Source organism: Leptolyngbya sp. GGD (assembly GCF_026735145.1).
GTDB classification, from domain to species: domain Bacteria; phylum Cyanobacteriota; class Cyanobacteriia; order Leptolyngbyales; family Leptolyngbyaceae; genus Leptolyngbya; species Leptolyngbya boryana.
This window is the reverse complement of sequence record NZ_JAPQKE010000002.1, coordinates 551,220-576,608: the sequence shown is the minus strand read 5'-3', so window position 1 is coordinate 576,608 and position 25,389 is coordinate 551,220. Positions and strand designations below refer to the sequence as shown.

The 25,389-nt window shown below is 43.9% G+C and carries 16 protein-coding genes and 1 pseudogene; 12 read left to right on the top strand and 5 right to left on the bottom strand.

The genetic code is table 11. The annotated features are described in order from the left end of the window. Positions 1–77: 77 nt before the first annotated feature. Together OU814_RS11645 and OU814_RS11640 are read left to right on the top strand one after the other, a co-directional pair. A complete protein-coding gene (locus OU814_RS11645; protein ID WP_268182936.1) occupies positions 78–1,148 on the top strand; it encodes a YeiH family protein in 1,071 nt (356 codons plus the stop codon). A gap of 8 nt (positions 1,149–1,156) precedes the next feature. Then, positions 1,157–1,879 carry a sulfite exporter TauE/SafE family protein gene (locus tag OU814_RS11640; protein WP_268182934.1) on the top strand — a complete coding sequence of 241 codons (723 nt, stop codon included), beginning with the start codon at positions 1,157–1,159 and terminating at the stop codon, positions 1,877–1,879. 35 nt (positions 1,880–1,914) lie between these two features. Here OU814_RS11640 and OU814_RS11635 read toward each other — a convergent pair whose 3' ends face one another. The 5 genes from OU814_RS11635 to OU814_RS11615 all read right to left on the bottom strand — a co-directional run bounded on the left by OU814_RS11635 (position 1,915) and on the right by OU814_RS11615 (position 13,486). Then, complete coding sequence (locus OU814_RS11635; protein WP_268182931.1) at positions 1,915–7,788, bottom strand: trifunctional serine/threonine-protein kinase/ATP-binding protein/sensor histidine kinase; 5,874 nt, start codon at positions 7,786–7,788, stop codon at positions 1,915–1,917. A 432-nt stretch (positions 7,789–8,220) separates the two neighbouring features. After that, positions 8,221–10,410, bottom strand: coding sequence for an eCIS core domain-containing protein (locus OU814_RS11630; RefSeq protein WP_268182928.1), 2,190 nt, complete (start codon positions 10,408–10,410; stop codon positions 8,221–8,223). A 70-nt stretch (positions 10,411–10,480) separates the two neighbouring features. After that, positions 10,481–11,998 (bottom strand): eCIS core domain-containing protein, encoded by a 1,518-nt coding sequence (locus OU814_RS11625; RefSeq protein ID WP_268182925.1) that lies wholly within the window; start codon positions 11,996–11,998, stop codon positions 10,481–10,483. 22 nt (positions 11,999–12,020) lie between these two features. Next, entirely contained in the window at positions 12,021–12,230 is a 210-nt protein-coding gene (locus OU814_RS11620; protein ID WP_268182923.1) for a hypothetical protein, read from the bottom strand. A gap of 5 nt (positions 12,231–12,235) precedes the next feature. Further along, the gene (locus OU814_RS11615) at positions 12,236–13,486 is read right to left on the bottom strand and encodes a DUF4255 domain-containing protein (RefSeq protein ID WP_268182920.1); all 1,251 of its coding nucleotides are present in this window, start codon (positions 13,484–13,486) and stop codon (positions 12,236–12,238) included. Positions 13,487–13,859: 373 nt separating this feature from the next. On the opposite strand from OU814_RS11615, the gene OU814_RS11610 reads away from it, so the two are divergent. The 10 genes and pseudogenes from OU814_RS11610 to OU814_RS11570 all read left to right on the top strand — a co-directional run bounded on the left by OU814_RS11610 (position 13,860) and on the right by OU814_RS11570 (position 25,388). Further along, entirely contained in the window at positions 13,860–15,569 is a 1,710-nt protein-coding gene (locus tag OU814_RS11610) for a phage tail sheath family protein (protein ID WP_268182918.1), read from the top strand. Positions 15,570–15,703: 134 nt separating this feature from the next. Next, positions 15,704–16,168 (top strand): phage tail protein, encoded by a 465-nt coding sequence (locus OU814_RS11605; protein WP_190653742.1) that lies wholly within the window; start codon positions 15,704–15,706, stop codon positions 16,166–16,168. Positions 16,169–16,212: 44 nt separating this feature from the next. Further along, complete coding sequence (locus OU814_RS11600) at positions 16,213–16,716, top strand: phage tail protein (protein ID WP_190653743.1); 504 nt, start codon at positions 16,213–16,215, stop codon at positions 16,714–16,716. Positions 16,717–16,718: 2 nt separating this feature from the next. After that, complete coding sequence (locus tag OU814_RS11595; protein WP_190653744.1) at positions 16,719–17,225, top strand: phage tail protein; 507 nt, start codon at positions 16,719–16,721, stop codon at positions 17,223–17,225. Next, a complete protein-coding gene (locus OU814_RS11590; RefSeq protein ID WP_199329763.1) occupies positions 17,215–17,535 on the top strand; it encodes a hypothetical protein in 321 nt (106 codons plus the stop codon). The genes OU814_RS11595 and OU814_RS11590 overlap by 11 nt, the downstream gene beginning before the upstream one ends. 3 nt (positions 17,536–17,538) lie before the next feature. Beyond that, positions 17,539–17,904 carry a phage tail assembly protein gene (locus OU814_RS11585; protein WP_268182913.1) on the top strand — a complete coding sequence of 122 codons (366 nt, stop codon included), beginning with the start codon at positions 17,539–17,541 and terminating at the stop codon, positions 17,902–17,904. Between the two features lie 23 nt (positions 17,905–17,927). Further along, positions 17,928–18,071, top strand: a pseudogene (locus OU814_RS31325) (DUF6760 family protein); the annotation flags it as partial. Further along, entirely contained in the window at positions 18,052–18,210 is a 159-nt protein-coding gene (locus OU814_RS11580; protein WP_268182911.1) for a hypothetical protein, read from the top strand. The pseudogene OU814_RS31325 and the gene OU814_RS11580, both read left to right, overlap by 20 nt. Continuing rightward, positions 18,207–18,743: a phage tail protein gene (locus OU814_RS11575; RefSeq protein WP_268182909.1), complete on the top strand. Its 537-nt coding sequence runs from the start codon at positions 18,207–18,209 to the stop codon at positions 18,741–18,743. Before OU814_RS11580 ends, OU814_RS11575 begins: the two co-directional genes overlap by 4 nt. Before the next feature lie 3 nt (positions 18,744–18,746). Further along, positions 18,747–25,388 (top strand): hypothetical protein, encoded by a 6,642-nt coding sequence (locus tag OU814_RS11570; protein ID WP_268182906.1) that lies wholly within the window; start codon positions 18,747–18,749, stop codon positions 25,386–25,388. The last annotated feature ends 1 nt before the right edge of the window (position 25,389 follow it).

Sequence of the window (25,389 nt, the reverse complement as noted above, 5' to 3'; positions counted from 1 at the left end):
GCCTTGCTTTGTTGGCAATCTTACCCGAAAGCAAGGCGAATTTCTGTTGAATTGCATCAGTCAATTGAATCAAAGTAATGCGGCACAAAACAAATAATATTAAACCGTTCGTAGCAATAAAAATCGTCACAGCATTTCAAGGTGATGTTTTCTCTCAGGCAATTGCTCAAATCAAAATAAGCCTAGTAAAGATCCAATCTGGAGTATGGCTCGTTTGTGGCTTGACAGCGATCGCTTATCTGATCCGATTGATACCCGGCTTCACTCTCTTCAGCCCTCTCATTCTGGCAATTCTTCTAGGCATTTTCATCCAAAATACAATTGGCGTAGCGCCGAAACACCAAGCAGGGATTCACTTTGCTATGAGAAGAATTCTGCGATTTGCAGTCATTCTGCTCGGTGTTCAACTCAGCCTATCGCAGGTTTTATCTGTGGGCATCACGGGGTTACTCATCATCATCACAACCTTATTGAGTACATTTTGGTTTACCTGTTGGGTTGGACAACAATTAGGAGTGAGTCCTAGTTTAACTCGCCTCATTGCTGTAGGAACTTCGATTTGTGGCGCTTCTGCTGTGATTGCAACGAGTGCAACAACTGAGAACAGGGATGAAGATATCACGTATGCAATTGGAATTGTTACCTTGTTCGGAACAGTATCGATGCTTTTGTATCCATTACTCTCCGGGCAATTGAACTTAACACCAGAAGCATTTGGATTATGGTGTGGAGTTTCAATTCATGAAGTTGCCCAAGTGCTTGCAGCGGCTTTTCAAGTAGATTCAGTCAGTGGCGAGATTGCTAGTATTTCAAAACTGTCAAGAGTCCTTTGGCTCGTTCCGATGATGCTCATGCTTGGAGCAATTTCTAAAGTTCCTCAATCAAAATCACGAATTACTATTCCTTGGTTTGTCGTTTATTTTATGCTGTTGATTCTTCTGAACAGCTTGAACTTAATTCCACAGCAAATAAAAACAATGACAGGACAAGTCAATCAGTTTCTCTTAACCATCTCAATGGCAGCAATGGGATTAGAAACAAGATTAAATCAGATTCAAAAGATTGGACTAAGACCTTTGTATTTAGGCGCGCTATCCTGGTTATTCATTTCAATCTCTAGCTATGGATTGATTCAGATCCTTTATTAGTCTTTTGCATGAACCTTACTGATTTAACGATCGCAACAGCATCAATCCTGTTTGTCTGTACTTCAATTCGTTCTGCGATCGGGTTTGGTGATGCGCTTTTAGCAATGCCGCTACTAGGCATGATTATGAGTTTGCGAACAGCAACTCCCATTGTCGCATTGACAGGGTTTATTATTAGTTCACTGATTCTAATTTTTGATCAAGATAGCATTGATCTCAAGTCAGCTTGGAGGCTCATCATTAGTACAGTAATCGGAGTTCCCTTTGGATTACTTCTATTACAGTATGCGCCTGAAAAAACAGTCAAGCTTGGGCTAGGAATCATTCTCATCTTGTATGGGCTGTTTAATCTTATTTCTCCTAAGTTTCCGCAGCTTCACCATGAACGCTATGCCGTTTTCTTTGGATTGGTTGCGGGCGTTTTAGGAGGTGCTTACAACATTAATGGACTCCCGATCGCGGTTTACGGCGTGATGCGTCGTTGGTCAGTCAGCTATTTTAGAGCAACAATGCAATGCTATTTTCTGTTTTCAGGAATTGCTACGATCGCAGGTCACGGATTTGCAGGACTATGGACTCCGCAAGTTTGGCGTTTGTTTCTATGGTCAATTCCCGGAATTATCATTGGCATCTATGTCGGTGGCAAAATTAATCGTCTCATTCCACAGCCGATGTTTAATCGTATAATTTTTAGCTTATTGATTACAGTTGGCTGCATATTTATACTGTAGCTTTTATAAGTTCACCTCAACAGATTTGATAGAGGCTACTTCTCGTGAATGGGAAGTACGATCGTAAATTCTGTCCCTTGTCCTACCGTTGAACGAACCTTGATCGAACCACCGTGTTTTTCCACGATAATCTGTCGGGCAATTTCCAGCCCTAAACCTGTTCCTCTTCCCACTTCTTTCGTTGTGAATAGATGGTCAAAGATTTTTTGCTGAGTCGTTTCATCCATTCCCACGCCATTATCACGAATGCGAATCTCAATTGATTGAGAATCAACAACAGTTGTGGAAATACCAATTTGATTTGGATGCGCTTGAATTTCTTCATAGCTCCGTCCCTTATTGCTATCTTCTAAGGCATCGATCGCGTTCGCCAGCAGATTCATAAACACCTGATTCAACTGACCTGGATAGCAATCAATCGGAGGCAACTGACCATATTCTTGAATGATTTTGATCTCTGGGCGGAGATCATCTGCTTTTAATCGATGTTTCAAAATCAGCAGCGTGCTATCAAGCCCTGAATGAATATCAAACGGAACTTTATAATCTTGATCAGCGCGCGAGAAGGTTCGCAAACTGGTACTAATATTCCGAATTCGTTCTACGCCTTCTCTCATTGAGCTAATCAACTTGGGAAGATCCTCGCGAATATACTCTAAGTCGATATCGTCGATTTCTGCTTGAATGACTGGATCAGGGGGAGACATTCTTTTCTGATAAAGATCAATGAGTCCAAATAAATCACTGACGTAATCTAGGGCAGGTTGAATATTGCCTTTGAGAAACCCAACTGGATTATTAATCTCGTGAGCAACGCCAGAAACTAGATTTCCTAGAGCAGACATTTTCTCGCTTTGTACCAGTTGTAATTGGGTTTGCTGGAGATTTTGAAATGCTTTTTCTAAAGCATCAGCCTGTAACTGAAGCTGCAACTCGGCTTTTTTGCGATCGCTCACATCCGTCAGTACCCCATCCCAAATAATTGAACCATCCGGTTGCTGGTAGGGATAAGAACCACACTGTAACCACTTAACCTGATCGGAAATCAGAACTCGTCCTGTCCAAGACCAGGGCTGTAAAGTCTGAGCAGAAGCAGCGACAGAACTTTCAAAAGATTCACGATCGTCAGGATGAATCTTTTCAATCATCAGCGATGCATCCGCTTGAATTGCTTCTGGCTCTAACTCATAAATCACCCGAGAGTACGCACTCATATAAGGAAAACTTGCCGAACCATCGGGAGCAAGTCGAAATTGATAGATCACTCCAGGCACATTATTGACCACTCGTTGAAAGCGAGCTTGACTATTTTGTAACTCGGCTTGGGAATGCTGCAATTTTTGCAGGGATTGCTCTAGCTGAGTCGCATAGTCTTTTGACTGTTGATACAGTTGGGCATTTTCCAATGAAATTGCAGCTTGAGAGCAGATCAATTTAAGCAAATCTACGCGAGCATTGGTAAAAGCGTGGGGAGTTGTCGTATTTTCCAGATATAGAATGCCAATCAGGCTACTCTGATTTATCAGAGGAATACAGAGCAGACTTTGGGGTTGATTCTGTATACAGTAAGCATCACTTACGATACTAGGATGAGACTTATAATCTGTAATCACTGTGCTCAAAGTGCGCTCAACATAATGAATTAAAGAAGTTGGCAACTGAATACATTCATCAATGAGCTTATGTTCTAGCGATTGTACTGCCTGATCAAAATATTTAATGCCTAGTCTTAGACCCCCTCCATATCTCAAGAAGAGCGCCGCTTTATCAGCCCCTGCATTCTCAATCACAATATGAATGACGGTAGTGAGCAGCTTATCTAACTGAATCTCGCTAGAGAGCGCCTGAGATGCTTTGAGAAGAGTATGCAGATCTAAAGCTGTAGAAGCAGTAGTACTGCTAGTATGCACAGACTGCATCGTATGTAAGGTTTCGGATGACGATCGTTTAATCCGTTTGGCAGATTGAAGAATAGAGGCAAGCAATTGAGGATATTGCTGCTCCAGATGGGTCACTTTCGCTTTCGCTTCCCAACGACTGTAACAATAATATGCCTTGCTCATATAAACTGTGGCTTGCTCGGCATGATCAGTTTCTAGATAAAACCTAGCTGCAAGTTCACTTGCAAGTGCTTCATCTTGAATATAGCCATTTTCGCTCGCTTTTGCGATCGCAAGCTCATATCGCTCTGCGGCTTTTGTTATCTCTCCGAGTACCCGGTATCGCTCTGCCTCAACCAACTCAAACTTGTGCAGAAAATTCATAGGAGCATGATGTGACCATTTGTGCATCTTGCTTTGATTTGCAGCAATGCGTTCTAAGATAACTGCTTGCTGATCTGCGATCGCAGTCGGAAATAAAGCGAGTTGAACTAAAGAATCATAGAAATAAAATGCAGGAGTAATGAGAGGACTACTGACTCCATCTAAATACTTCTCGACTTTCGCTGCCATCATCGCAGCTTTCATCGGGTTGCCGAATAGATAGTGCAAGATCAGCTTATTGAGATAGAGATAGGTCGAACCCATGAAATTATTTGTTTCTAAATATATTTCATGAGCAATTTCTTGATCGTAGACTTCACCGATGAGTTGAGTTGGATCTTTGGCTTCGCCCAGCAGATTCAAAACAACCTGATGATGAATTTTGTGCAATTCTAAAATACTATACTGTTTCAACTGGCTCATCGCTTGACCATAGTTCGTCATCTCTCGCTTGAGATCCGTTAGAGGGCAAGACCCTGAGAAATAAGAAACGTAAGAATAACGCAGAGCCGAGTATGCTGCATGTTCTACATCTCCCGTTTCTAACCCGATCGTATAGCCTTTTTTGAGAACTTCTAATGCCTCTTGCACATGTGCTTTCCAAGCCAAGGTGAAATGACCCGCTACAAATAAAGTCGCCGCCGCATGTTGTTGCGCATTTAATCGATCAATCAGCTTTAAGGCAAGCTGCCCAAACTCATATCCCGTTTCAATATCACCAACATTACACAAGATAAGTCCATAGGTAGCATAGGCATGGGTATGAGCAGGAGCATTACCATACTGGAGAGCTAACTGAATTTGCTTAAATGCAATAAGGGGAAGTAACGCAGGGCGAACAGTATGAGCGGCAGGACTGAGAATGAGCAGCATCCGCGATGCACCCATCATCAAAGGATCGCTCATCACGGGTCGCTCTAACAGTTGTGCAACTGGGATCGAGGCTAATGCAGCCTGAGTCGCTGCGAGTTCGATGGGAATATCTTCGGGCTTGGGATGAGTGAGAAGGCGAACGCCCAATTCTTGCAAAACGGATAGCCCAAAGTCTAGAGCCTTTTCAAATTGATTCTGTGCTTTTAAGCCGTGAATCTTCACCTCGTAGACTTTAATACGATCGAGCAATTGCAGAGTATGTTGAAGGACTTCACCAATCAAGTACTCCATTTGCTCAAAGTCGCCACTGAGATAGGCACATTCTGCTGCTAGCTGATAGAGTGATAGCGTCAGACTATAATGATAGTACCAACACTGTTGAGGCAGTAATTGAATTCCTGTCATCAAATAGTTCATCGCACTGCTATATGCTGTAGCAGTCTTTGCTTTCTTTGCAGCAATTAAATTCAATCCCGCCAATTCGAGCTTTTCAGCAGACGTAGAAATCAGCGAAATCGCTTGATTTAATGGATTGACAATTTCAAAGATTCTGTCTTCTCGCGCTGCTTCGGGAATGACCTTCAGAAGAAGTTGACCAATCTTGAGATGAGTTAGTTGCTTTTGATCCGTTGGAATCAGTTCATAAGCAGCTTGTTGAACGCGATCGTGCAGAAACTTATACGCGCAAGAAATCTCGTTTGTGAGGAATTTACGCTCTGGTTCGGTTGCACTCGAAGTATGGATTTCGCTTTGGAAGAACTTATAAGTTTGAGCTTGAGGCAAAATTAGCCCTTCCTGTAAAGCACACCATAAATTCGTAGCGACATCTGTAATCGACTGTTTACAGACAATCGCTAACGTTGCAAGTTCAAACTTATTGCCAATACAGGCTGCCAGTCTCAAGACCTCTTGAGTTTCAGCAGGAAGCTTTTGAAGTTGAGCCGTCATTAACTCAACGATGTCATCTGTGAGAGTGAGCGATCTTACTTTTGTAATATCACATTCCCAAACTCGTTCCTGCTGATTAAATTGAATCCAACCATCTGCATGTAGAGCTTTGAGAAATTGCCTTGTAAAGAATGGATTTCCCTTTGCTTTGTGATAAATTAATTCTGCTAATGCTTGAGCTAGCTCAATTGTGGTGTTAAGTGTATTTGCAACGAGTTGATTAATATCAGATTGAGGCAGGGTCGGCAATGTAATTGTTTGAATTACAGTATTTGCTTTGCGAATTTCTTCAAGACTCAACCAAAGTGGATGACTTGGAAATACCTCATTATCGCGATATGCACCCAAAACTAATAGATATTCTGTTTTAGACTTACCCAATAAAACATTGAGCAATCCTAAAGAAGCAGAATCTGCCCACTGCAAATCATCAAGAAAGATAACTAATGGATGCTGATGAGTCGCAAAGATTTGAATAAATTTTTGGAATAGCAGATTAAACCGCATCTGTGCTGCACTACCGGAGAGTTCTGGAACAGAGGGTTGCTTGCCAATAATACTTTCTAGCTCTGGGAGAACATCAATGATGACTTGAGCATTGTCTCCCAAGGCTGTGAGAATATTACGCTTCCAGTCAGCAATTTGAGCGTCGCTTTCTCCGAGCAGTTGTCTCATCAGATCGCGAAATGCCTGTACAAAAGCAGAAAATGGAAGGTCACGCTGAAACTGATCGTATTTGCCTTTGATGAAATAGCCACGTTTCTGAACAATGGGCTTATGCACTTCATTGACGACTGCTGTTTTACCAATTCCTGAGAAACCAGCGACGAGCATTAATTCTGTACTGCCTTGAGAGACACGATCGAAAGAAGCAAGCAAGATCTCGATTTCAGCCTCTCTTCCGTAGAGCCTTTCAGGAATCACAAAGCGATCGCAGATATCTCGCTCACCGAGTTCAAAAGCAACGATCGTGCCTGTTGCCTGAAATTGTGTCCAGCATCTTTGTAGATCATGCTGGAGTCCTACAATCGATTGATAGCGATTCTCAGCATTCTTTGCCATCAATCGACTGACGATTTGAGAAAGGATGGGTGGAACTGTTGGTGCAATGAGAGTAACATCAATAGGCTGCTTTGCAATATGGCAATGCACCAGCTCCATGGGATCATCTGAGGAAAAAGGAAGCTGCCCAGTGAGCAGTTCATAGAAAGTGACTCCCAAAGAGTAGAAATCACTACGATAATCGACCCCGCGATTCATGCGTCCAGTTTGCTCAGGAGCAATATAAGCAAGGGTTCCCTCTAAAATGTTAGGATTCTGGAGTTCTTGGGTTTCCTTAGGTAGACGAGATGCAATCGAAAAGTCAGTCAGCTTAATTTGCCTCGTTTCCGGGTGAATCAAAATATTGGCAGGCTTGATATCTTTATGAATAATGCAATGGTTTGATAATCCTTTTAAGCCAGCACAAAGCTGTAGTGCGATCGAGAAAAATTCAGATAACTCAAGCGGCTGAGATTGAATATACTGCTTTAGGGAAACTCCACCAAAGTCTTCCATGACAAGAGCATATCCGTTATAAAAGGGTTCAAGACTGTAGCTGCGTATCACTGACGGCAAATTCAGATCCTTTGTCAGAACATACTGATTCCGAAATTGCACGAGTTCTGCAAGGCTAGCATATTGATTTCGTAAGAACTTGACGACAACAGGCTGCCCATTACTCTCGCGGTGCCCTCGGTAGACGATCGTACGGCTCCCAGAGTAGAGTTGCTCAGTTAGACGATATCCTGGCAAAGTAATATTATGAGACGTTGCAAGTGTCATACGGCTACAGCTAAACTCTATTTCATGCTTCAGCATGCCCAGGTTATAAATTAAAGATGCATTTGTAAATTATTATTGACTTAAACTCATCTACCCTAGGGTAGAACTTTGAAACGCGATCGGCATTGATATCCCTACCTTTCAATTCAATTTCAGGGTGAAGGGCGAGGATTTTATTCTTTTCAATCGCTGCTCCATCGTCTTCAGACCTGGGCAAAGACGTGAAATGAAGAAAGAGATCGCCTTATGTGAACTCATAAGGAATCGGAGCCAATAGAGCAAGCGTAGGTAAGGCTGACAGTTTCCGTATCAGCCACGACTCCCATTCAACTCATCTCTACAGCGCTTTCGTGATCTCATTTCACTCAGCTACGCGCTTGAGCCAACTTTACAATCATCAGGGTTGCTCTTCAAAAGAGCACTCAGGTGCAATTAATTTGGTGCTTGTTTTTCATACTTCAGATTTTCGTTCTTGTTGAGTTGATCAACTAATGCATAGATTGCTTTTGCAGTCGGAAGCAGGTCGGCTTCGGTCATATTTCCCCCAAACATACGACGAAATTCAACAACTAAAGCATCCGTTTGCTTGCCAGGTGCTCCAACTTGATCATCGACGCTGCCTAATGCGCCTAGCGACTTATGAATGGGATTCCAATCGTCTTCGCTAACTCCTTCAATCTCTTTTGCCTCATTTGATAGATTCGAGTAGTGCTTGAGCAAATCAACACCAGACGGAATATTTTCTAGCCACTGCTGGCGTGTCAAAGGAATAACTTTCTCAACGCGATTGTCTACGCCACCGCGCTCAACCGTGTTGGTATATACCTTATTGCCTCCCGTCCCTTTCATCTCTGCAGCATCCAACATGAGATTAACAAATTGCTGGGGATTCTCACTGAAGAATTGCTGATAAGCAGGGGGTAGTAATTTGAAGTTGTGGGCAAAGTCCGTACGAGACATTAACCCCTCGGCAATCGATTTTGCATTGGATTTGGCGGGTAGAGTATCGGCTGTTTTGAGATAACTCGCTAGCAAGATCGCTAGTCCTTCTAACTCTTTAGTACTGGTGCGAACAAGTTGCGGCGCATGCTGTGGCAGTACCGTCTGCTTAAATTGCGCGATCGCTACTTTAGCACTAGCATCAGCTGCAACCAGCTTATCTAGCCCGCCTTGCCCAAATAAATCACTTTTAGCCTGCTTCCTTTTTAAGAAGGTTGATTCCCATTCATACCAATGTTCGGTTTGGTCGTTCAAATATTCAAGTAATTTAGGAAGCTGGTCGATCTTGATGCCTGTGGTTGTCTGAGGTTCAAAAATCATCTCCTTACCCACTTCAGGATAGATGACTAAGCCTTCTTTTGCTTTTACACCTCCCCCTTGTATTCCTCCAAGCTCGTCCAGCTTGATTTCTTCTTGATTTTTGAGTCCATTGAATTGATGAACCATCGCAGTCAGATTCGTCATCACTGCATTGACTTCAGCCGCGCTCGTCAGGGGAGCCGTGACCCATTCTAGGTTAGAACCTCCAGCAGGGCTACTATCTGCTGTTAGATCGTATTTTGCAGCTGTCACTATCTTTGCCGCCTTGGCGATATTCTTGCCCAGCAGCGGTTTAGCTGCGATTTTGTTACCCGTTCTGAGAGTCTGGACAAGTTCATTAAAGAATGTCGGGTACTGAGGATGGTCATGAAGCCTTGCAATTCTGTTCAGTCCCTCTTCTTTTAGCACATTCGGGTCATTCGGATTTTCTGGGAAATTATATTTGCTAAACCATAATTCTTTAAGTTCCTCTTGAGGCTTATTCTTCTCTCCCTCTACTTTTAAGACGTGAACTGGGTTCGGTAACATCTGAGTCAGCAAGATTTTATCGATTTTTGCGATCCAGGCATCTTTTTCTTCTTGATGTTGTTCCAGACCTTCTTCGTTATTCACCTCGCTGATATCGCGAACGCGCCATGATGTCTCAAATTCAAAGCCCACTTTTCTTTGAATCACAGAACGATGAATCGAAGAGGCATTCTGCTGCACCACATGGGTGAGTTCATGGGCAATCAACTCTTGCCCACTTCGAGTTCCAGGTTCGTACATTCCCTGCCGAAAAAACACGTCCTGCCCCGTCGTAAAGGCTTTTGCCTGAATTGAGCGATTCATCTGATCGGCTCGTGCATCGGTGTGAATTTTCACTCGACTGAAATCTGCACCCATCGCTTGACCCATCGATCGTTGCAGTCCTGCATCGAGAGATTGTCCACTGCCCCTAGCACTGTCAATCGCAGATACTAATGCTTGCGACGCTTCTTGTGGCTCCCCTGTTTCACGCGATGTCTGAAGTTCTTCTTCTTCCTGACGCTGAATTGCTGTAATCTCAAGTTTTGTCTGGAGTTCCTCTTCTTCTGCTTCTTGGGGTTGTGCAGACGGTTGAGGTTGTCCAAGCGGCTGAGGTTGTACAACTGGAGTATTGATCTGATCTACAACCTGAGCAGCAACGCGATCGGCTTCTTGCTCGTACTTGTCATTTGGTTCGCCGATCGTTAATTTGGGTTGAACAAAGGGCTTAGTTCTCAGTTGAGAATTGATCGGAGCGGTCTGACTGCTAATCTTACGTGCAAATTGCTTGTCCATGATCAATCCCAACTCTTGAACATGGATTTAGAATACCCAGGGATCAGCTTCAATTAAATAGGGCGTAGATTCAGGAGAGATTTCGGGGGAGCGCACCCCACGTAACAACTGCCGAATACTCAGACCGATTGCGTGCCATCGCTTCCTCCACCGTACCTAATCCCGCAGCGCCACCATCTAACTCTAGAATTTCGTTCCCTTCTGCTGCTCCGATTTCTGTTCTGACTGCTTCATTCTGAATCGGTACTCTTTTACCTGTAGATAGTGCGACATGTCCAGGAACCTCGCCAAATGCGACTACCATCCCCGCTGGAATTGCATCCAAGACTGCATAGAGTTCACGCGGCTGTTTGTTAGCTGGGCGAGTCACTGCCTTTGTCTTGTTTTTCATCATCACATCTACGTATCGGGGTCTACCTCCTTTATGAACGAGCGCTGATTTAATGTATTTCTTATCGATCATTCCAATCCGAAATGCTGCTAGCAGTACTGATTCCCAGCAGTTAACAACAGATGGCTCTGGTCCGTCAGCATAAAGCCATCTTGCTAGAGGAGTACTCGACTTTTCCACCCGCGCTACTGCCATGTCTTTTGATTTACCTGATTTCTTTAATGCTTCCTCCATGCTTGCGTCATATTGCTCGGCGTTCTTCTTAGTTGATGGCAGACCAGTCATTGTGCTTTGTCCCCATTTCAAGTTTGGCAACACTTCTGCCATTGACTCCACAAGGTACGTCGCTTCTAGTTCATCCAACCGCTCCAGAAACGCATCTATTTCTTCATCATCAATTTCTATCTCATCGTGCTCGATTCTTATGATGACATTTTCGATGTTCTCCAAGCTCATCTGTTTAATTGGTGGATCAAAGGCTTGATTTGCCTGGTCTGAGCTATTCTTTTCTCTAAAGGTTTGAATGTTCGACCTCGTTCCACTATTCTGCTGAACCACATGGGTGAGTTCATGGGCAATCAACTCTTGCCCACTTCGAGTCCCAGGTTCGTACATTCCCTGTCTAAAAAAAACGTCTTGCCCCGTCGTGAAGGCTTTTGCCTGAATTGAGCGATTCATCTGATCGGCTCGTGCATCGGCGTGAATTCTCACCCGACTGAAATCTGCACCCATTGCCTGACCCATTGATCGTTGCAGTCCTGCATCGAGAGATTGTCCCCTGTCCCTAGCACTGTCAATCGCAGATGCTAATGCCGCCGATGCTTCTTGTGGCTCTCCTGTTTCACGCGATGTCTGAAGTTCTTCTTCTTCCTGACGCTGAATTGCTGCAATCTCAAGTTTTGCCTGGAGTTCCTCTTCTTCTTCTCGGCGCTGTACAGGTAGCTGAGATTGTACGACTGGAGTATTGATCTGGTCTACAACCTGAGTAGCAATGCGATCTGCTTCTTGCTCGTACTTGTCATCTGGTTCACCGATCGTTAATTTGGGCTGAATGGATAGCGAAGCTAAGGAATGCGATCGTAAATTTGGAGCAGGTTGGCTCACCGAGGTAGACTGTGGAGCAAAAGCTCTCGGTTGCAGACGGGAATTCACTTGATGAGCCGATTTGCCGAGGTGTCGAGCACTTTGCTTCTCCATAATCATCTCTCGATTACTAATTTTAAGCTGCCTTGTGTAGGAGGTTTTCCAGATAGTTTTCTGCTTCTTCAGGCGATAAAAGAACGGAATTACCCTGATGCAAGAGTTCGTACTGCCCCTGATAATAGCCGTGCCTAGCAATTAGACCTGCTTGAATCGCGCGATTGCCTAACTCATTGAGGCGATTGATACTCATTGCTTCAACTTCACGCTGCATCATTTCTTCATCCATCGTTTTTACCCAATTGTGATTTTAGGACTGTTGTACCAATTTGTAGTTGGACTCTGCGAGTCAGTTTCGATCGATAAGGGACTTTCTGCCCCATCTACCTGTAATCGAACCAGATAAGTACCAGGTTTGACAGAACGAATAGGAATTCGGATTAATGGGGTTGTTTCAGTTCGTGAAGTCGCTTCAAATAGATAAGCCGCAGGATTTTCGACTGTCCATTCGTTGAGAACAAGGACAACTCTTTGACGAGGCGCGATCGCTAAATTAGATTCAACCTCAATCTCACCCGATTTTAAGTCATCCCACTGATTAGAACTGATCCAACGACAGCTTTTAATCACGGGACGAATCACGATCGGAACCGTATTCGATCCAACCGTGCTAGTCGTTCCAGTACCAGAAGCAATGCGGTGCAGAACCTGTAAATGCTGAACTCCAGGTCTTAAGTCGTGAACTAAATTGAGCAGCGGCAATTTAATTTGAGTTTCATTCATGTCTATCGGAGCAGCCTCTGCATCTCCAATTCGGATCGCAACCGATTGGCTCTGAAGATGTTTACCTCTCACCACTAAAGTACTTTCCGCAACAAGTGGATCAAACCATCCTGTCTCCGAAACAGCCTGATCAATCACAGGCTGACTGGGAAAAGGAACAATCCCGCCAAAACTGCGATCGCGGATCGGTAACGCCTGTTGATTCGTTTCCTCGCCATCAATCATGACCGTCGTCACTCGATAGCTCATTGATAGAGCATAGGGTGTTTGAAAAAACGTTGTCCAAACTTTTGATAGGTCATCCAAACTGAGATCATTGGGCATAATCCGCAGTTGCATGAACTGATCAGCTAAGTTCGACTGAGCTAAAAATGCAAACGAAGAATCTGCTAGAGTCTCCTGAATCATTTCTGGAATGACATTTGGACGATCGCTAAAGACACGAATCACACTTCCAAGTAATCGCTGTGGCTCTAGCTCTGCTTCATTGCCATAAACGCTAATTAAATAGTTCAGATCCAAAGCAGTTTGTCGCTTTGAAACTGTGCCTTTTCGCATGAGTGAGCCTTCAGAGTTATTTAAAGCTGGATTACGGCTGACTTGATAAAGATACAAGTTCACTCCAGTTTGAGTGAGTCCTCCTCCTAAACTACTAGGCTGTAACGTTGTCACTCGGGCACCACTGACATCTAGTTGCACCGCAGACTGAAGAATCCGTTGCAGAATGGCAGTAACAGTTGCGATCGCTAAATAATTACTCATACATTCATCCTCTGCCCAACAAGGTACACGCAATTCTAAAAGAGTGAGCCTCTGTGAAATTACTGGATCTAAGACAGATAGGGTTTTCCGAACCTAGAAAATGAGGATTAAGTAAAGAGATCCGTAATTCTGCGATGTATCAATTATGAAACTTGAGTGAATATGATTCGTGGATTTACTCTCTAGTATCTGGTGAGCAGAGTAGAATTAGTTGCGAATTAGAACAGCACAATTGGGAATTAGCTAAATTTCTAGTTCACGCCATCAGATTTAGCTCAGTAATGACACTGGCTTTCTCAACTTTGATTCCAACTTTGAGAAGTCGATCGAAGACGGATTTAACTTTTCAAAAATCGTTTGTGGAGGATTCCCTGTGCCATTAGATTATTTTGCTCCTGGGGTCTACGTCGAAGAAGTCGATCGTGGCAGTCGTCCCATTGATGGCGTGAGCTTGAGTGTAGCAGGCTTTGTTGGCTTCACTGAAGATGTTCGAGGTGATGCAGAACTTTTCAAGCCGATGCTCATTACCAATTGGGCACAGTATTTAGAATGCTTCGGAAAACCAGGTTCAGACGGATTCACAGATTTTGATGCTTATCTGCCTTTTGCAGTTCAAGGTTGGTTCTTGAATGGAGGAGGTCGCTGCTGGGTCGTCAGTATTGGAACAAAACTTCCGGGTTCGGCTGCACCCTCGGCTGAAGAAACAGGATGTAAATTGCTGACTTCGAGCGGCAAACCCACACTTCGTTTTAATCTCAAAGCAGCGAGCGCTAGCACTGCACCTGCCCTGCCTTCTAGTGAAGGTCGTTTAGCTGTCACAATTTTAGAAAGTGCACCCAAACCGCTACCGAGTAACGCTCCTGCTAATGTAGATCCTCCTTTAAACACAGGCGAATACTTTAAGCTCATCGTGCGCAATGGTGATCAAATTCTTGAAGAATATGATCACTTGACGATGAACTCTAAAGCAGAAACAGCGGTTGCAGACTATGTTGTGACTGCACTTGCAGATTCGCAATATGTCGCGATCGCAGATATTGCTCAAAGTGGACAGCCTTTATCTCGCCGTCCTGCAAATGGCTCTTACGAAGTTGCACCCCCTCCCTATGTCGCAAAACTTGAACATTTAGCACGCGACTTGCAAGGTGAGCGCAGCGACAAAACCGGAATGCAAGGCATTTTTGAAGTCGATGAAGTCGCCATGATTGCCTGCCCTGACTTGATGCGTGTGTATCAAGAAGGCATCATGGACATCGATCAAGTGCATGGCGTGATGGAAATGATGCTGAGCCTATGTGAAAATTCTTTCCCAGGACCAGCCTATCGGATGGCAGTGCTCGATGCACCTCCGGTTAAGCCTGGAAAAAATGACAACAAAGCCGTTGCACCAGAACAGCAGAAGCCTCAAGATGTGTTCAACTGGCTCAAAGAGTTCAATCGTCGATCGATGTTTGGTGCCTTGTACTATCCCTGGATCAAAGTTGCGAATCCTCGGAATGGCGGTCGTCCGATCTTGATTCCCCCTTCAGGTCATATGATGGGTGTTTGGTGTCGTACAGACGAATCTCGCGGTATCTTCAAGGCTCCGGCAAATGACACTCCGCGCGGTGTGCTGGGCTTGGCTTACGAAACGAACATGCGCGAGCAAGAAATGCTAAACCCGGTAGGGATTAACTGTATTCGCAACTTTGCCAACTACAATCGCGGCTTTAAGATTTGGGGCGCAAGAACTTTGGTCGAGCCGGATAATGTGCAATGGCGTTATATCAGTGTTCGCCGTTTACTGAGCTATATCGAAAAGTCGATCGAGATTGGGACTCAATGGGTTGTGTTTGAGCCGAATGATTCTGATCTTTGGGCACGTGTGAACCGCACCGTGAGTAACTTCCTTGAGCGTCTGTGGCGCGAAGGAGCTTTGGTCGGTGGATCGCCTAGCGAAGCATTCTACGTCAAGTGCGATGGTGAATTGAATACTCATGAAACCATGATGCTCGGTCGTTTGTATGTTGAAGTGGGCGTGTGTCCTGTTCGTCCGGCTGAGTTTGTCATCTTCCGCATCAGCCAGTGGGCACCGGGTCAGTAATGCCAAATTTGTAGCGCATTGCGTAAAGGTTGATCCCCCTGATTCTCCTAAACTACAGAGAGGTAGGGGAGATCACCTCAAGCATAAGTAACCCAGAGAGATTAATTTGGTCGAAGTTGTAGAGGTGATGCAAAATGGCGATCGTGACCGTTGAGAATTTTGAACTCAAGCTGGATAAATTTGATGCGCTCAAGTTCAAGAGCGTTGATGTTCCGGCTTACAAAACAGATATTCAAGGCGGGGACGCTTTGATGTCTGGAGATAAAGGGGCAGTTCGGCAGACGTTTACGAAAAAGCGGGAAGCTGCCGTACAAATTACGGTGAAAACCATTGCAAGTGGAAACGCAAAAAGTACTAGCTCGCTGATGCGGAAATGGCTGAAAGAATGTATGCCCAAGTCAGAGAATGGCGATGGGTTTCCGGACGCAGCAAGAACCACGGGAACGATCAAAACCTTTAATGCTGCGGGTGAAGTGATCGATTCTTGGAAACTGAGTGGAGTCTGGGTTTGTAAATATACGATCGGGCAATTGTCGATCGGGGGTGGATTACTCGAAGAAACCTACACGCTGCAAGTTGACCAGTTTGATCCGGCTTAAGTTATGAAAGCAAGTGTTCCTTGAGTTGATTTGGATAATCATTTATGGCAGATACAATTGAACTCCTCTCTAGTGACAGTTTTTCTGTCGAACTTACAGACATCAAAAACTTGATTGTCAAAGAAGTCAGCGGAATGCAGGTGGATATTTCTCCATCTGGTGCAGACAACTCGATCGGGTCTGGACCTAAAGGTAAAGCACTCGTTTTGAGTACGCCGAGCCAACCGAAATATGGATCTGTAAAGCTCATTCTCGTTCCTGGCAAACATCAGCAAGGTGACGACGAAAAGCTTTGGAAATGGTACAGTGATTGCGCCTCGAAGTCGAACTTGGGGGAATCTTCCAAAGCACGGGATCAGCGTAAAGATATGTCCGTGAATGTCTACTACTCTGGGACAGAGGCAAAAGTTGGCATTCTGTATGAATTCCAAGGCGTATTACCCAGTAGCTTTGATGTTCCGGCTCGTGATGCAGGCAGCAGCGAGCTTGAAACTTGGACACTTGAACTACAATACGAACGCCTGAAGTTCTCCATTAAAGATCCCTAACTATGGCTGGTTTTCCTGAGATTTTAACAACTTGCAGGTTTTATCTAGAGTTGCGTTTAGATGGCAGCAAAGATTCTGTAGATGGGTACTTCTTGGAATGTAGCGGCTTTAAATCTTCGCAGCAGGTGATTGAGACAAACCATGTTACGCCTCAAAAATGGGGCGCACAAGGGAAAGCAGTTGGGCGAATTGTCGGAACAAAGATACCGGGAAATGTCAGTTACTCGAATTTGGTACTTCGTCGCGGGCTAACCTGCTCTATGACGTTTTGGAACTGGATTGCAGCAGTTCAAGATGGAAATTGGGCAACCCAACGACGGAATGGCTCTCTGATTATTTTCAATCAAGCGGCTGAGGAGCAGTTTCGATTGGAATTTCAGGGAGCTTTTCCTATGGGCTATCGCATCTTAGATGTGAATGCGCGGGGCGATGAGATGGAAGTCGAAGAAATTGAAGTCGCAGTTGAAGAATTGAAACGAGTCAAGGTGGCAAATAGTGATGCAAGTTGAATTTGAGTTTGAGTTACCGAAGGGTTTTTTGGATGCAGACGGCAATGTGCATCGCAAAGGAATCATGCGGTTATCAAGAGCGATCGATGAAATTGTCCCGTTAAGAGATCCACGAGTGCGCGCTAATCCAGCTTATGCAAGTGTGATTATTTTATCGCGCGTGATGATCAAGCTCGGTGCCTTAGATGAAGTAACGCCCGCGGTAATTGAAGGGTTGTTTGCTTGCGATCTGGACTATTTGCAGAAATTTTATCGTTCAATTAATGAACTTGAATCTACTATGGATGAGTCTATTCCGATTCCTGCATAGCCTATGGATGCGATCGAGTTTGAGTTTACTTTGCCGCGTGGCTTGGTCGGGACTGATGGTGCTGTGCATCGTCAGGGCATCATGCGTTTGGCGACGGCAAAAGATGAGATTGCAGTACAGCGCGATCGACGCACTCAAGAGAGTACTGCTTATGGATTACTGATTATGCTATCGCGAGTGATCAAGCAGTTGGGAAGCTTATCTACACTGACTCCAGAGAATTTAGAGAACTTGTTTTCTCGCGATTTAGCTTATTTACGAGAATTTTTTAATCGAATTAATCAACAGGGCAATGCTCATATTCCTGCACAATGCCCCACTTGTAGCACTGCTTTTCAAGTGGAGCTAGAACTTGCGGGGGAGCCGTAAGCTACCCTTCAGGTGCGCTCTATGAAGAGGTAGCTTGTGTTGCATCCGCTTTTCATTGGTCTTTAGAAGATATTCTCAATTTAGATCACTCAGAGCGCCGCCGCTGGGTGTTTGAGATTGGTAAGCTTAAACAACATTCGACACACGATGAATTCTCAATCTATTGATCCAGTCATCTTATCTCAGGTTGCGAAAAAGCTGTTGCGTGATCCGCTCGCGATGAAAGAATTTAGCGATCGTGTCTACGAAAAGCTTCAAGCTGATCTCAAATTGCAAGCGATTCGAGATGGAAGGTACAACAGATGAGTAGAAATGGGACGACTGAGTTTGGGCTAGATTTTGTTACAGCGAATCGCTTCTATGTGGAGATTGAAAGTAGTTTAACTGCGGCATTTACCGAATGTCAGGGGTTAGGTGTCCAAATTCAACATGAATCGATCTCTGAGGGCGGAGTGAATGATCAGCAGAGAATTCTACTGGGTCAACCGAAATTTAGTGAAGTGACTCTAAAACGCGGGATTACCAATGATCTGGTGTTTTGGAATTGGATCAATGCGGTACTAGAGCAACGCAATCAAGGAACGGCAATCCAGCATCATCGGCGGAATATCAATATTTTGGTGTTTAATCAAGCGGGTGAGACGATGCAGTGTTGGACACTGATTGGGGCTGTACCGACGGGATGGAAAGCACCTGCTTTGAGTGCGGATGCAAATAATGTTGCGATCGAAGAGTTGACGCTCGTCTATGAAGGTTTGAAGATTGTTGCAAATCAAGGTGGCGGTGGAGCAACGATTCTGAATTCTCGAGATCAATCTGGATATTTTGCAAGTAACTAAATTATGACTGACTTGCCTAACGATTCATCGAGTTCTTCTGAGGTGCGTCATCCACCGCATCTGACTGCTCCGTTAGGGCAACAGTTTATTGTGCCATTGGGAACGCGACGACTGAATATTCTCGATCCTGGCATTTTTTCGCCTAAGTCAACGCCTGAAGAGGAAGAACCCTTCTCAGATCCGTGGGTTCAGAAGTCTCCTTTTTTTGCACAGTCATCTACACAGAAGAGTACTAGGCAGCCGAGCGAAGTACTGCAACCTAAAACGTATGGCTCATCACATTCGACTGCTCCCAGAATGGAGTTTGAGGCTAATTCAACAAAGTCTCCTGAAGGAGAAAATAGCCAATCAGAATCTAATTTCCAGTCTATTGAAACAGACTTAGTATTATTCGAGTCAAATTTTCCGAAAGGAGAGAGCAGTAAGGGCGAGGAGGATTTGAATTCTTTTCCAACATTTATTCAGGATGAATCTATTCTCCAAAGAAACTTAGATGTTGACAATCGCCCGCCTAATCCTTCAGAAAGTACACTTCAAAGAGATATGAAGCAAGATGAGAATCTTGCGGGATTAAGCGAGCCAGCCATACCATCTCAGAATGTAGTAGGGTTTGGAAACCATGGATCTGATTCTCCAAGTAGCACGATCCAAAGAAGTGTGGAGATAGACGCAGGGACTACAAATTTAGGTGAGCCAGCAATCCCACCTCAGAATGTAGTCGATTTCAGCGATCGGGGATCGGATTCCTCAACCAGCACAACTCAAAACAATCCACAGCTAGATACACCCCCTGTACAAGCAAACGAGATGCCAGAATCTCAAGAAGCTAGTTTTGTTCAGAGGAAGTCAGAAGCTAGTCGTCATGAATCTGATTCCCTAGGTCATAAGATTCAAAGAAGTGCAGAGATAGATGTAAATGTTACAAAAAATGATTCAAGCGCCACAAAATTTAGCGAGCTAACATCACGATCTCAAAATGCAGCGGAATTTGGTGCTCCCGAGTCTGGCTTCTCAAGTAGCGCGACTCAGGACAATACGCAGCTAGATACACCCCCTGTACAAGCAAACGAGACACCGGAATCTCAAGAAGCTAGCTTTATTCAAAGGAGAGTAGAAGTTAGCCGTCATGAATCTGATTCTCTGAATAATACAATTCAAAAAAATGCAGAAATAGACGCAAGTGCTGCAAAATATAGTGAGCTAACATCACTATCTCAGAACGCAGCGGAGTTTGGCGATCGTAGATCTGATTCTTCAAGCAGTACAATTCAGAGAAGTACGGAGATAGGCAAAGAGACGACACAATTAAATGAATCATTAAATGATTCGGGAATACTATCTCAGAATGCAGCGGAGTTTGGTGCTCCCGAATCTGGCTTCTCAAGTAGCGCGACTCAAGGCAATATGCAGCCAGATACAACCTCTGTACAAGCAGGTGAGACACCAAAACCTCAAGAAGCTAATTTTATTCAAAGAAAAGCAGAAGCTAGCCGTCATGAATCTGATTCTCTAAATAATACAATTCAAAGAAGCACAGAAATAGATGCCAGTGCTGCAAAATATAGTGAGCTAACATCACTATCTCAGAATGCAGCGGAGTTTGGTGCTCCCGAATCTAACTTCTCAAGTAGCGCAGTTCAAGGCAATACGCAGCTAGATACAACCTCTGTACAAGCAGGTGAGATGCCAGAATCTCAAGAAGCTAATTTTATTCAAAGAAAAGCAGAAGTTGGCGATCGTACCTCTAGTTCTCTAGACAGCAGATTTCAGAACAATAGACCGTTCAATGATAGTTCTTCACGCTCAAATGACTCAACACCTCAGCATCAAGGCTTCAATCTTATTCAGAAACAGCTAGATTCTAGTGATTATCTATCCAATTCCTCAAATAGCACGATTCAAAGCACTCCTCAAAGCAATGAGAGGATTACTCAGCCAATTGAATCAGCATCGCAATCTCAAGAACCTAGTCTTATTCAGAAACAGCTAGATTCTAGTGATCACCTGTCCGGTGCCCCAAACAACACAATTCAAAGCAATGAGAGGATTACTCAACCAATCGAATCAGCATCGCAATCTCAAGAACCTAGTCTTATTCAGAAACAGCTAGATTCTAGTGATCACTTGTCCGGTGCCCCAAACAACATGATTCAGAGCAATTCTCAGATCGATGAGAGGATTACTCAAGCAATTGAATCAGCATCTCAGCCTCAAGACTTTAATTTTGTTAAGAAACAACTAGATTCTAGCAATCATCTGTCCGATTCCTCAAATAGCAAAATTCAAGACAATGAGAGTATTGTTAATCCAATTGAATCAGCATCACAATCTCAGGAGCCAAATATTGAATCAGCATCGCAATCTCAGGAACCTAGTCTGATTCAGAAGCAGCTAGATTCTAGCAATCATCTGTCCGATTCCCCAGCAACTAGCATTCCAGAGCCGGGAGTTACGACTGAGCGGCTGCGATTAACCGATAATCATCAACAGTTCGTCCAATTTACTGATCAAACAACTGTACAGCGTTCGCTATCAGAACAGCCTACTCAACTCACAAATGATACCCATCTTTCCGAGAGTTTAGACTCAACGAAACTGGATCGTGGTGAGAACAATCTGAATATCCAACAGATAAGCGCTGATGATTCAGAAATTCAGAGACAAGTTGCTGGAATTCAATATGAAAATTCGCAGAATTCAGAATTCTTGAAAAACTCCGAGTTCTCATTCACTGAAGAAGCTGAGATTCAAGCATCTTCTGAAACATCCTCAATTCAAAGACAAACTGATCTGTCAGCCAATTTTCAACCCCCACAAGCGTCTCAGCCAGCCGCGAGCGTTCTTCGCACTGAGTCCTTGGATCTGCGATCGCAATTTGACCAAGGTAATGAACCTCTTCAGGCTCAACATTCATCTTCTGAACTAGAAGCAATCCAAAACCAGACTAAATCGGTTCAAATCTCCGAGTTAGCATCCAATATTCAATCTATTGCTCGCAAACCTCACATTGATGAGCCGCTAACACCTAAAAATGAACATCAAAACATTCAAGCTCAACCATCCTCAGGCATTCAAAGACAGGCTGAACATCTAGAAGATTTAAGTTCTTCTCAATCGATGCGCTCTGATAGCAAGTCTGCTCCGTCGAAGCCGATTCAAAACGAAGCAGAATACTCTCTACAGCCCTCCACTGAAATACTCGCAATTCAAAGACAGGCTGATCCGTCAGACAGCGCACAATCAGAGCACAACAATCAGCCCACGACTAGCGAGTTTGATGCTAGTACTTCAGAGCCTACTCTGAGCAAAGAATCTGACAATTTGTCTTCTCAATCTCCCATCATTCAAAGACAAGCTGATTCATCAGACAATTTAAACGCTCAGTCGATGAATGATGAGATTCATCCTGATAGTTCAGATTCTCGATCGCCAGCTAATCATGACGCAGTTGCTCACTCTCCACAATTATCTCCCGACATACCCACTATTCAGAGACAAGCTAGCTTACCGGAGACTATAGAACCTAATTTTCACAGCAGCTTATCTCAAAATCCAAGTGAAAGATCGATTAACGCCCCACAATTCTCTTCTGAATCTTCAACGCTTCAGAGAGCAATTAATTCGGAAGATTCACAGTCGATTGAACATGAGCTTCGCTCAGATAGTTCAGATTCTCGATCGCGCTCAGAACTCGATCAAGGCCAAAACACTTTCATTTCTCAACCATCCTTGCCTACATCAGAGCCAACATCTCAGCAATCTACCAATGATCTAATCGCTCAACGCAAGCAGACTGGCTCTGAACTGCCTCCTATCCCTGAGGAGTTTCAAGAGACAAAGCCCTCTAGAATCGAGAATTTAGGAGATACAAGCAACATACAACGCAGCGAAGAATCCGATCAACCTAACGTTAGCCACAGCCCTTCTAACACCTCAAATTCTCAATCGACAGCAGAAGCAGATTTTATCGGAAATTCTCTCCAGCAGAGACTTGAATCAGCAGATAATTCTCAATCAACAATAGAACTAAAATCGCTTTCTGAACCATCTGCCATTCAGAGACAGACTGAACCATTAGAAAACTCGCAGCTAGGACACAATTTTCAGAATCCTTCTATAGAAGCTGATATCAATAGCTCAGCCTCTCAACAACAGCCCTCTCACCACATTGAAATTCCTTTTAACACACAAGCGCCATCTGAATCACTCAACATTCAAAGACAGAGTACACCAGAGATTGGATCTGGTTCTCACAGTATCAATGCCCAGTTGCGTTCTGAATTTTCTCAAAATCAAGAAACTTCTCAAGAAACTTCAATTTCTCGATCGCCGTCTGAATTCCCTAAGATTCAACGACAGCTAGATTCGGCTCAAAACTTCCAGTCAGAGCAAGAGTCTCAACAGTATGATTCCATTCCGCTCACTGCTCGTTCCTCAGACGCCGAAAATTCAGAATCTATTTCTCGCTCATTTGATTCTGAGATCACATCTGAACCCGAGAACCTGATTAACAGTACAACATCGAACGAAGCATCTTCTAATCTACTTCAACCATCTTCTAAACCAACAATTGCGCGGCAAACGATTTCAAGAGTAGACCATGATTCTCAGGTGGTCAATTCTCCAAATTCAGCGAGCGACAATCAACTCAATTCATCACACTCTACTAGCAAAACCATTCAACCTAAGCTAGATAGCTCCTCAGATCCGGCGACTAAAAGCAAACCTGAGAGCATGTTTGAATCGTCTCATTTCTCACAGTCAACCGCTACCGAGGTAGAATTTGGAAGGAACCAAACAAAGTCTAATGCAGCGACAAACAGTCAGCCAGAATCTAATCTTCAATCAGCTTCAACAGACTTCACACTGTCCACGCCAACTTCTCTTCCAGAGAGAGAGAGTAACGGTAGCAAAGCGCCGTCTATTCAAACACATTCTGGAAGCTCTCAAACTGTCATTCAGCAAAACTCAGATAGTGCTATCGATTTAGCTCCTTCAGCCACTCATTCACCCCAACTTGAAAATCTAGAGCCAGAAATTAGTTCTTCTGGGCGCAAGTTTGAACCTTCTAGCAGTCTAGATACTGAGTCAAATCAACCTGCTCGTTCAGAAAATTCTTCAAGGATTCAAAGATCTATAGATTCGGATAGCGATGCTGCTCAAACATATTCTGGAAGCTCTCAAACTGTCATTCAGCAGAACTCAGACGGTTCGATCGATTTAGCTTCTTCAGCCACTCATTCACTCCAATTTGCAAATGCAGAACCAGAAATTAGCTCTTCGGGAAGCAAGCTCGAACCTTCTATCAATCTGGGTACTGAGTCAAATCAACCTGCTCATTCAGAAAGTTCTTCAAGTATTCAAAGATCTATAGATTCGGATAGCGATGCTGCTCAAACATATTCTGGAAGCTCTCAAACTATTATTCAGCAAGGAAGTGAGTCGAGCCAGCCTGCTCATTCAGAAAATTCTTCAAGGATTCAAAGATCTATAGATTCGGATAGTGATGCTGCTCAAACATATTCTGGAAGCTCTCAAACTATCATTCAGCAAAACTCAGACGGTTCGATCGATTTAGCTTCTTCAGCCACTCATTCACCACAGCTTGCAAATGCAGAGCCAATTTTTGAGTCTTCCGAGATCAATCTTAAGTCTTCTAGAAATCCGGGCAGTGAATCGAATCATCTTGCTCATTCAGAAAATTTTTCAAGGATTCAAAGATCCATGAATTCAAACAGCGACATGTCTGAATTTGATGGTCAGGCTAGTGAATCGAATCATCTTGCTCATTCAGAAAATTTTTCAAGGATTCAAAGATCCATGAATTCAGACAGCAACATGTCTGAATTTGATGGTCAGGTTTCAGAAAACTTGAGCGATCGACAAATCTTTCCTGTCTCATCGTCTGAGCACACGGATCTCAACCGTTCTTCAAACTCAGAAATTTTCTCTAATTCATCTCAAAACCTAGATCCTTCTGAAAAAGCTTCTAGCGGAATAGCTCAACAAGACTTTCAGCAAATTTCTGAACCCTTCCAACAACTCGTAACACCAGAATCTTCCGTCGAATCTCCCTCTAACTCCATTCAGAGAAAAGCTGCTCGCTCCTCTGAAGATTCAATTACACCTGCTCAGAATCACTCTAATCATTCTTCCGCCTCTACAATTCCTTCAGAACTAGTTACATCCTCTGAAAATACTCAGCCCGAACTCATCTCACGATCGCTAAACTCATCATTACCTGTAATTCCTACAGTTCTCCAAGAATTATCCGTCTTGCGATCGCTCAATCCAACCCCTGATCTTCAGCCCAAACAGGATGCTTACCCACAGCACACCTCAAAATCAAGCCAAACAATAGATTCCTCTTGGTCAAGCTTAGAAGATCTAGTACAAAGCATCGCTGAGAAGCCTAAACCAATCGAGCGCTCCCTACCTCGAATTCAACGCACTGCGGAAATCTCACAACCACAACCCACGATCCAAAGGAAAGAGACAGATTACATCGAACTCTCGACCTCAGAAAGCGAAACAGAAGTAATTGATTATCTCGATCATCTCGCTCAAGAAGTTTATCTCTTACTGCGCCAACGTTTAGAAATCGAACGGGAGCGGCGTGGCTCCAACTACTCTAGTCGTCTCTAAT

What these genes read in the sequence shown, in the direction of transcription:
- OU814_RS11620 (WP_268182923.1), bottom strand. Translation starts at nt 12,230, where the DNA reads ATGGATGAAGAAATGATGCAGCGTGAAGTTGAAGCAATGAGTATCAAT.
- OU814_RS11645 (WP_268182936.1), top strand. Translation starts at nt 78, where the DNA reads ATGCGGCACAAAACAAATAATATTAAACCGTTCGTAGCAATAAAAATC.
- OU814_RS11635 (WP_268182931.1), bottom strand. Translation starts at nt 7,788, where the DNA reads ATGACACTTGCAACGTCTCATAATATTACTTTGCCAGGATATCGTCTA.
- OU814_RS11595 (WP_190653744.1), top strand. Translation starts at nt 16,719, where the DNA reads ATGGCTGGTTTTCCTGAGATTTTAACAACTTGCAGGTTTTATCTAGAG.
- OU814_RS11640 (WP_268182934.1), top strand. Translation starts at nt 1,157, where the DNA reads ATGAACCTTACTGATTTAACGATCGCAACAGCATCAATCCTGTTTGTC.
- OU814_RS11585 (WP_268182913.1), top strand. Translation starts at nt 17,539, where the DNA reads ATGGATGCGATCGAGTTTGAGTTTACTTTGCCGCGTGGCTTGGTCGGG.
- OU814_RS11625 (WP_268182925.1), bottom strand. Translation starts at nt 11,998, where the DNA reads ATGGAGAAGCAAAGTGCTCGACACCTCGGCAAATCGGCTCATCAAGTG.
- OU814_RS11590 (WP_199329763.1), top strand. Translation starts at nt 17,215, where the DNA reads ATGCAAGTTGAATTTGAGTTTGAGTTACCGAAGGGTTTTTTGGATGCA.
- OU814_RS11570 (WP_268182906.1), top strand. Translation starts at nt 18,747, where the DNA reads ATGACTGACTTGCCTAACGATTCATCGAGTTCTTCTGAGGTGCGTCAT.
- OU814_RS11575 (WP_268182909.1), top strand. Translation starts at nt 18,207, where the DNA reads ATGAGTAGAAATGGGACGACTGAGTTTGGGCTAGATTTTGTTACAGCG.
- OU814_RS11615 (WP_268182920.1), bottom strand. Translation starts at nt 13,486, where the DNA reads ATGAGTAATTATTTAGCGATCGCAACTGTTACTGCCATTCTGCAACGG.
- OU814_RS11600 (WP_190653743.1), top strand. Translation starts at nt 16,213, where the DNA reads ATGGCAGATACAATTGAACTCCTCTCTAGTGACAGTTTTTCTGTCGAA.
- OU814_RS11580 (WP_268182911.1), top strand. Translation starts at nt 18,052, where the DNA reads ATGAATTCTCAATCTATTGATCCAGTCATCTTATCTCAGGTTGCGAAA.
- OU814_RS11630 (WP_268182928.1), bottom strand. Translation starts at nt 10,410, where the DNA reads ATGGACAAGCAATTTGCACGTAAGATTAGCAGTCAGACCGCTCCGATC.
- OU814_RS11605 (WP_190653742.1), top strand. Translation starts at nt 15,704, where the DNA reads ATGGCGATCGTGACCGTTGAGAATTTTGAACTCAAGCTGGATAAATTT.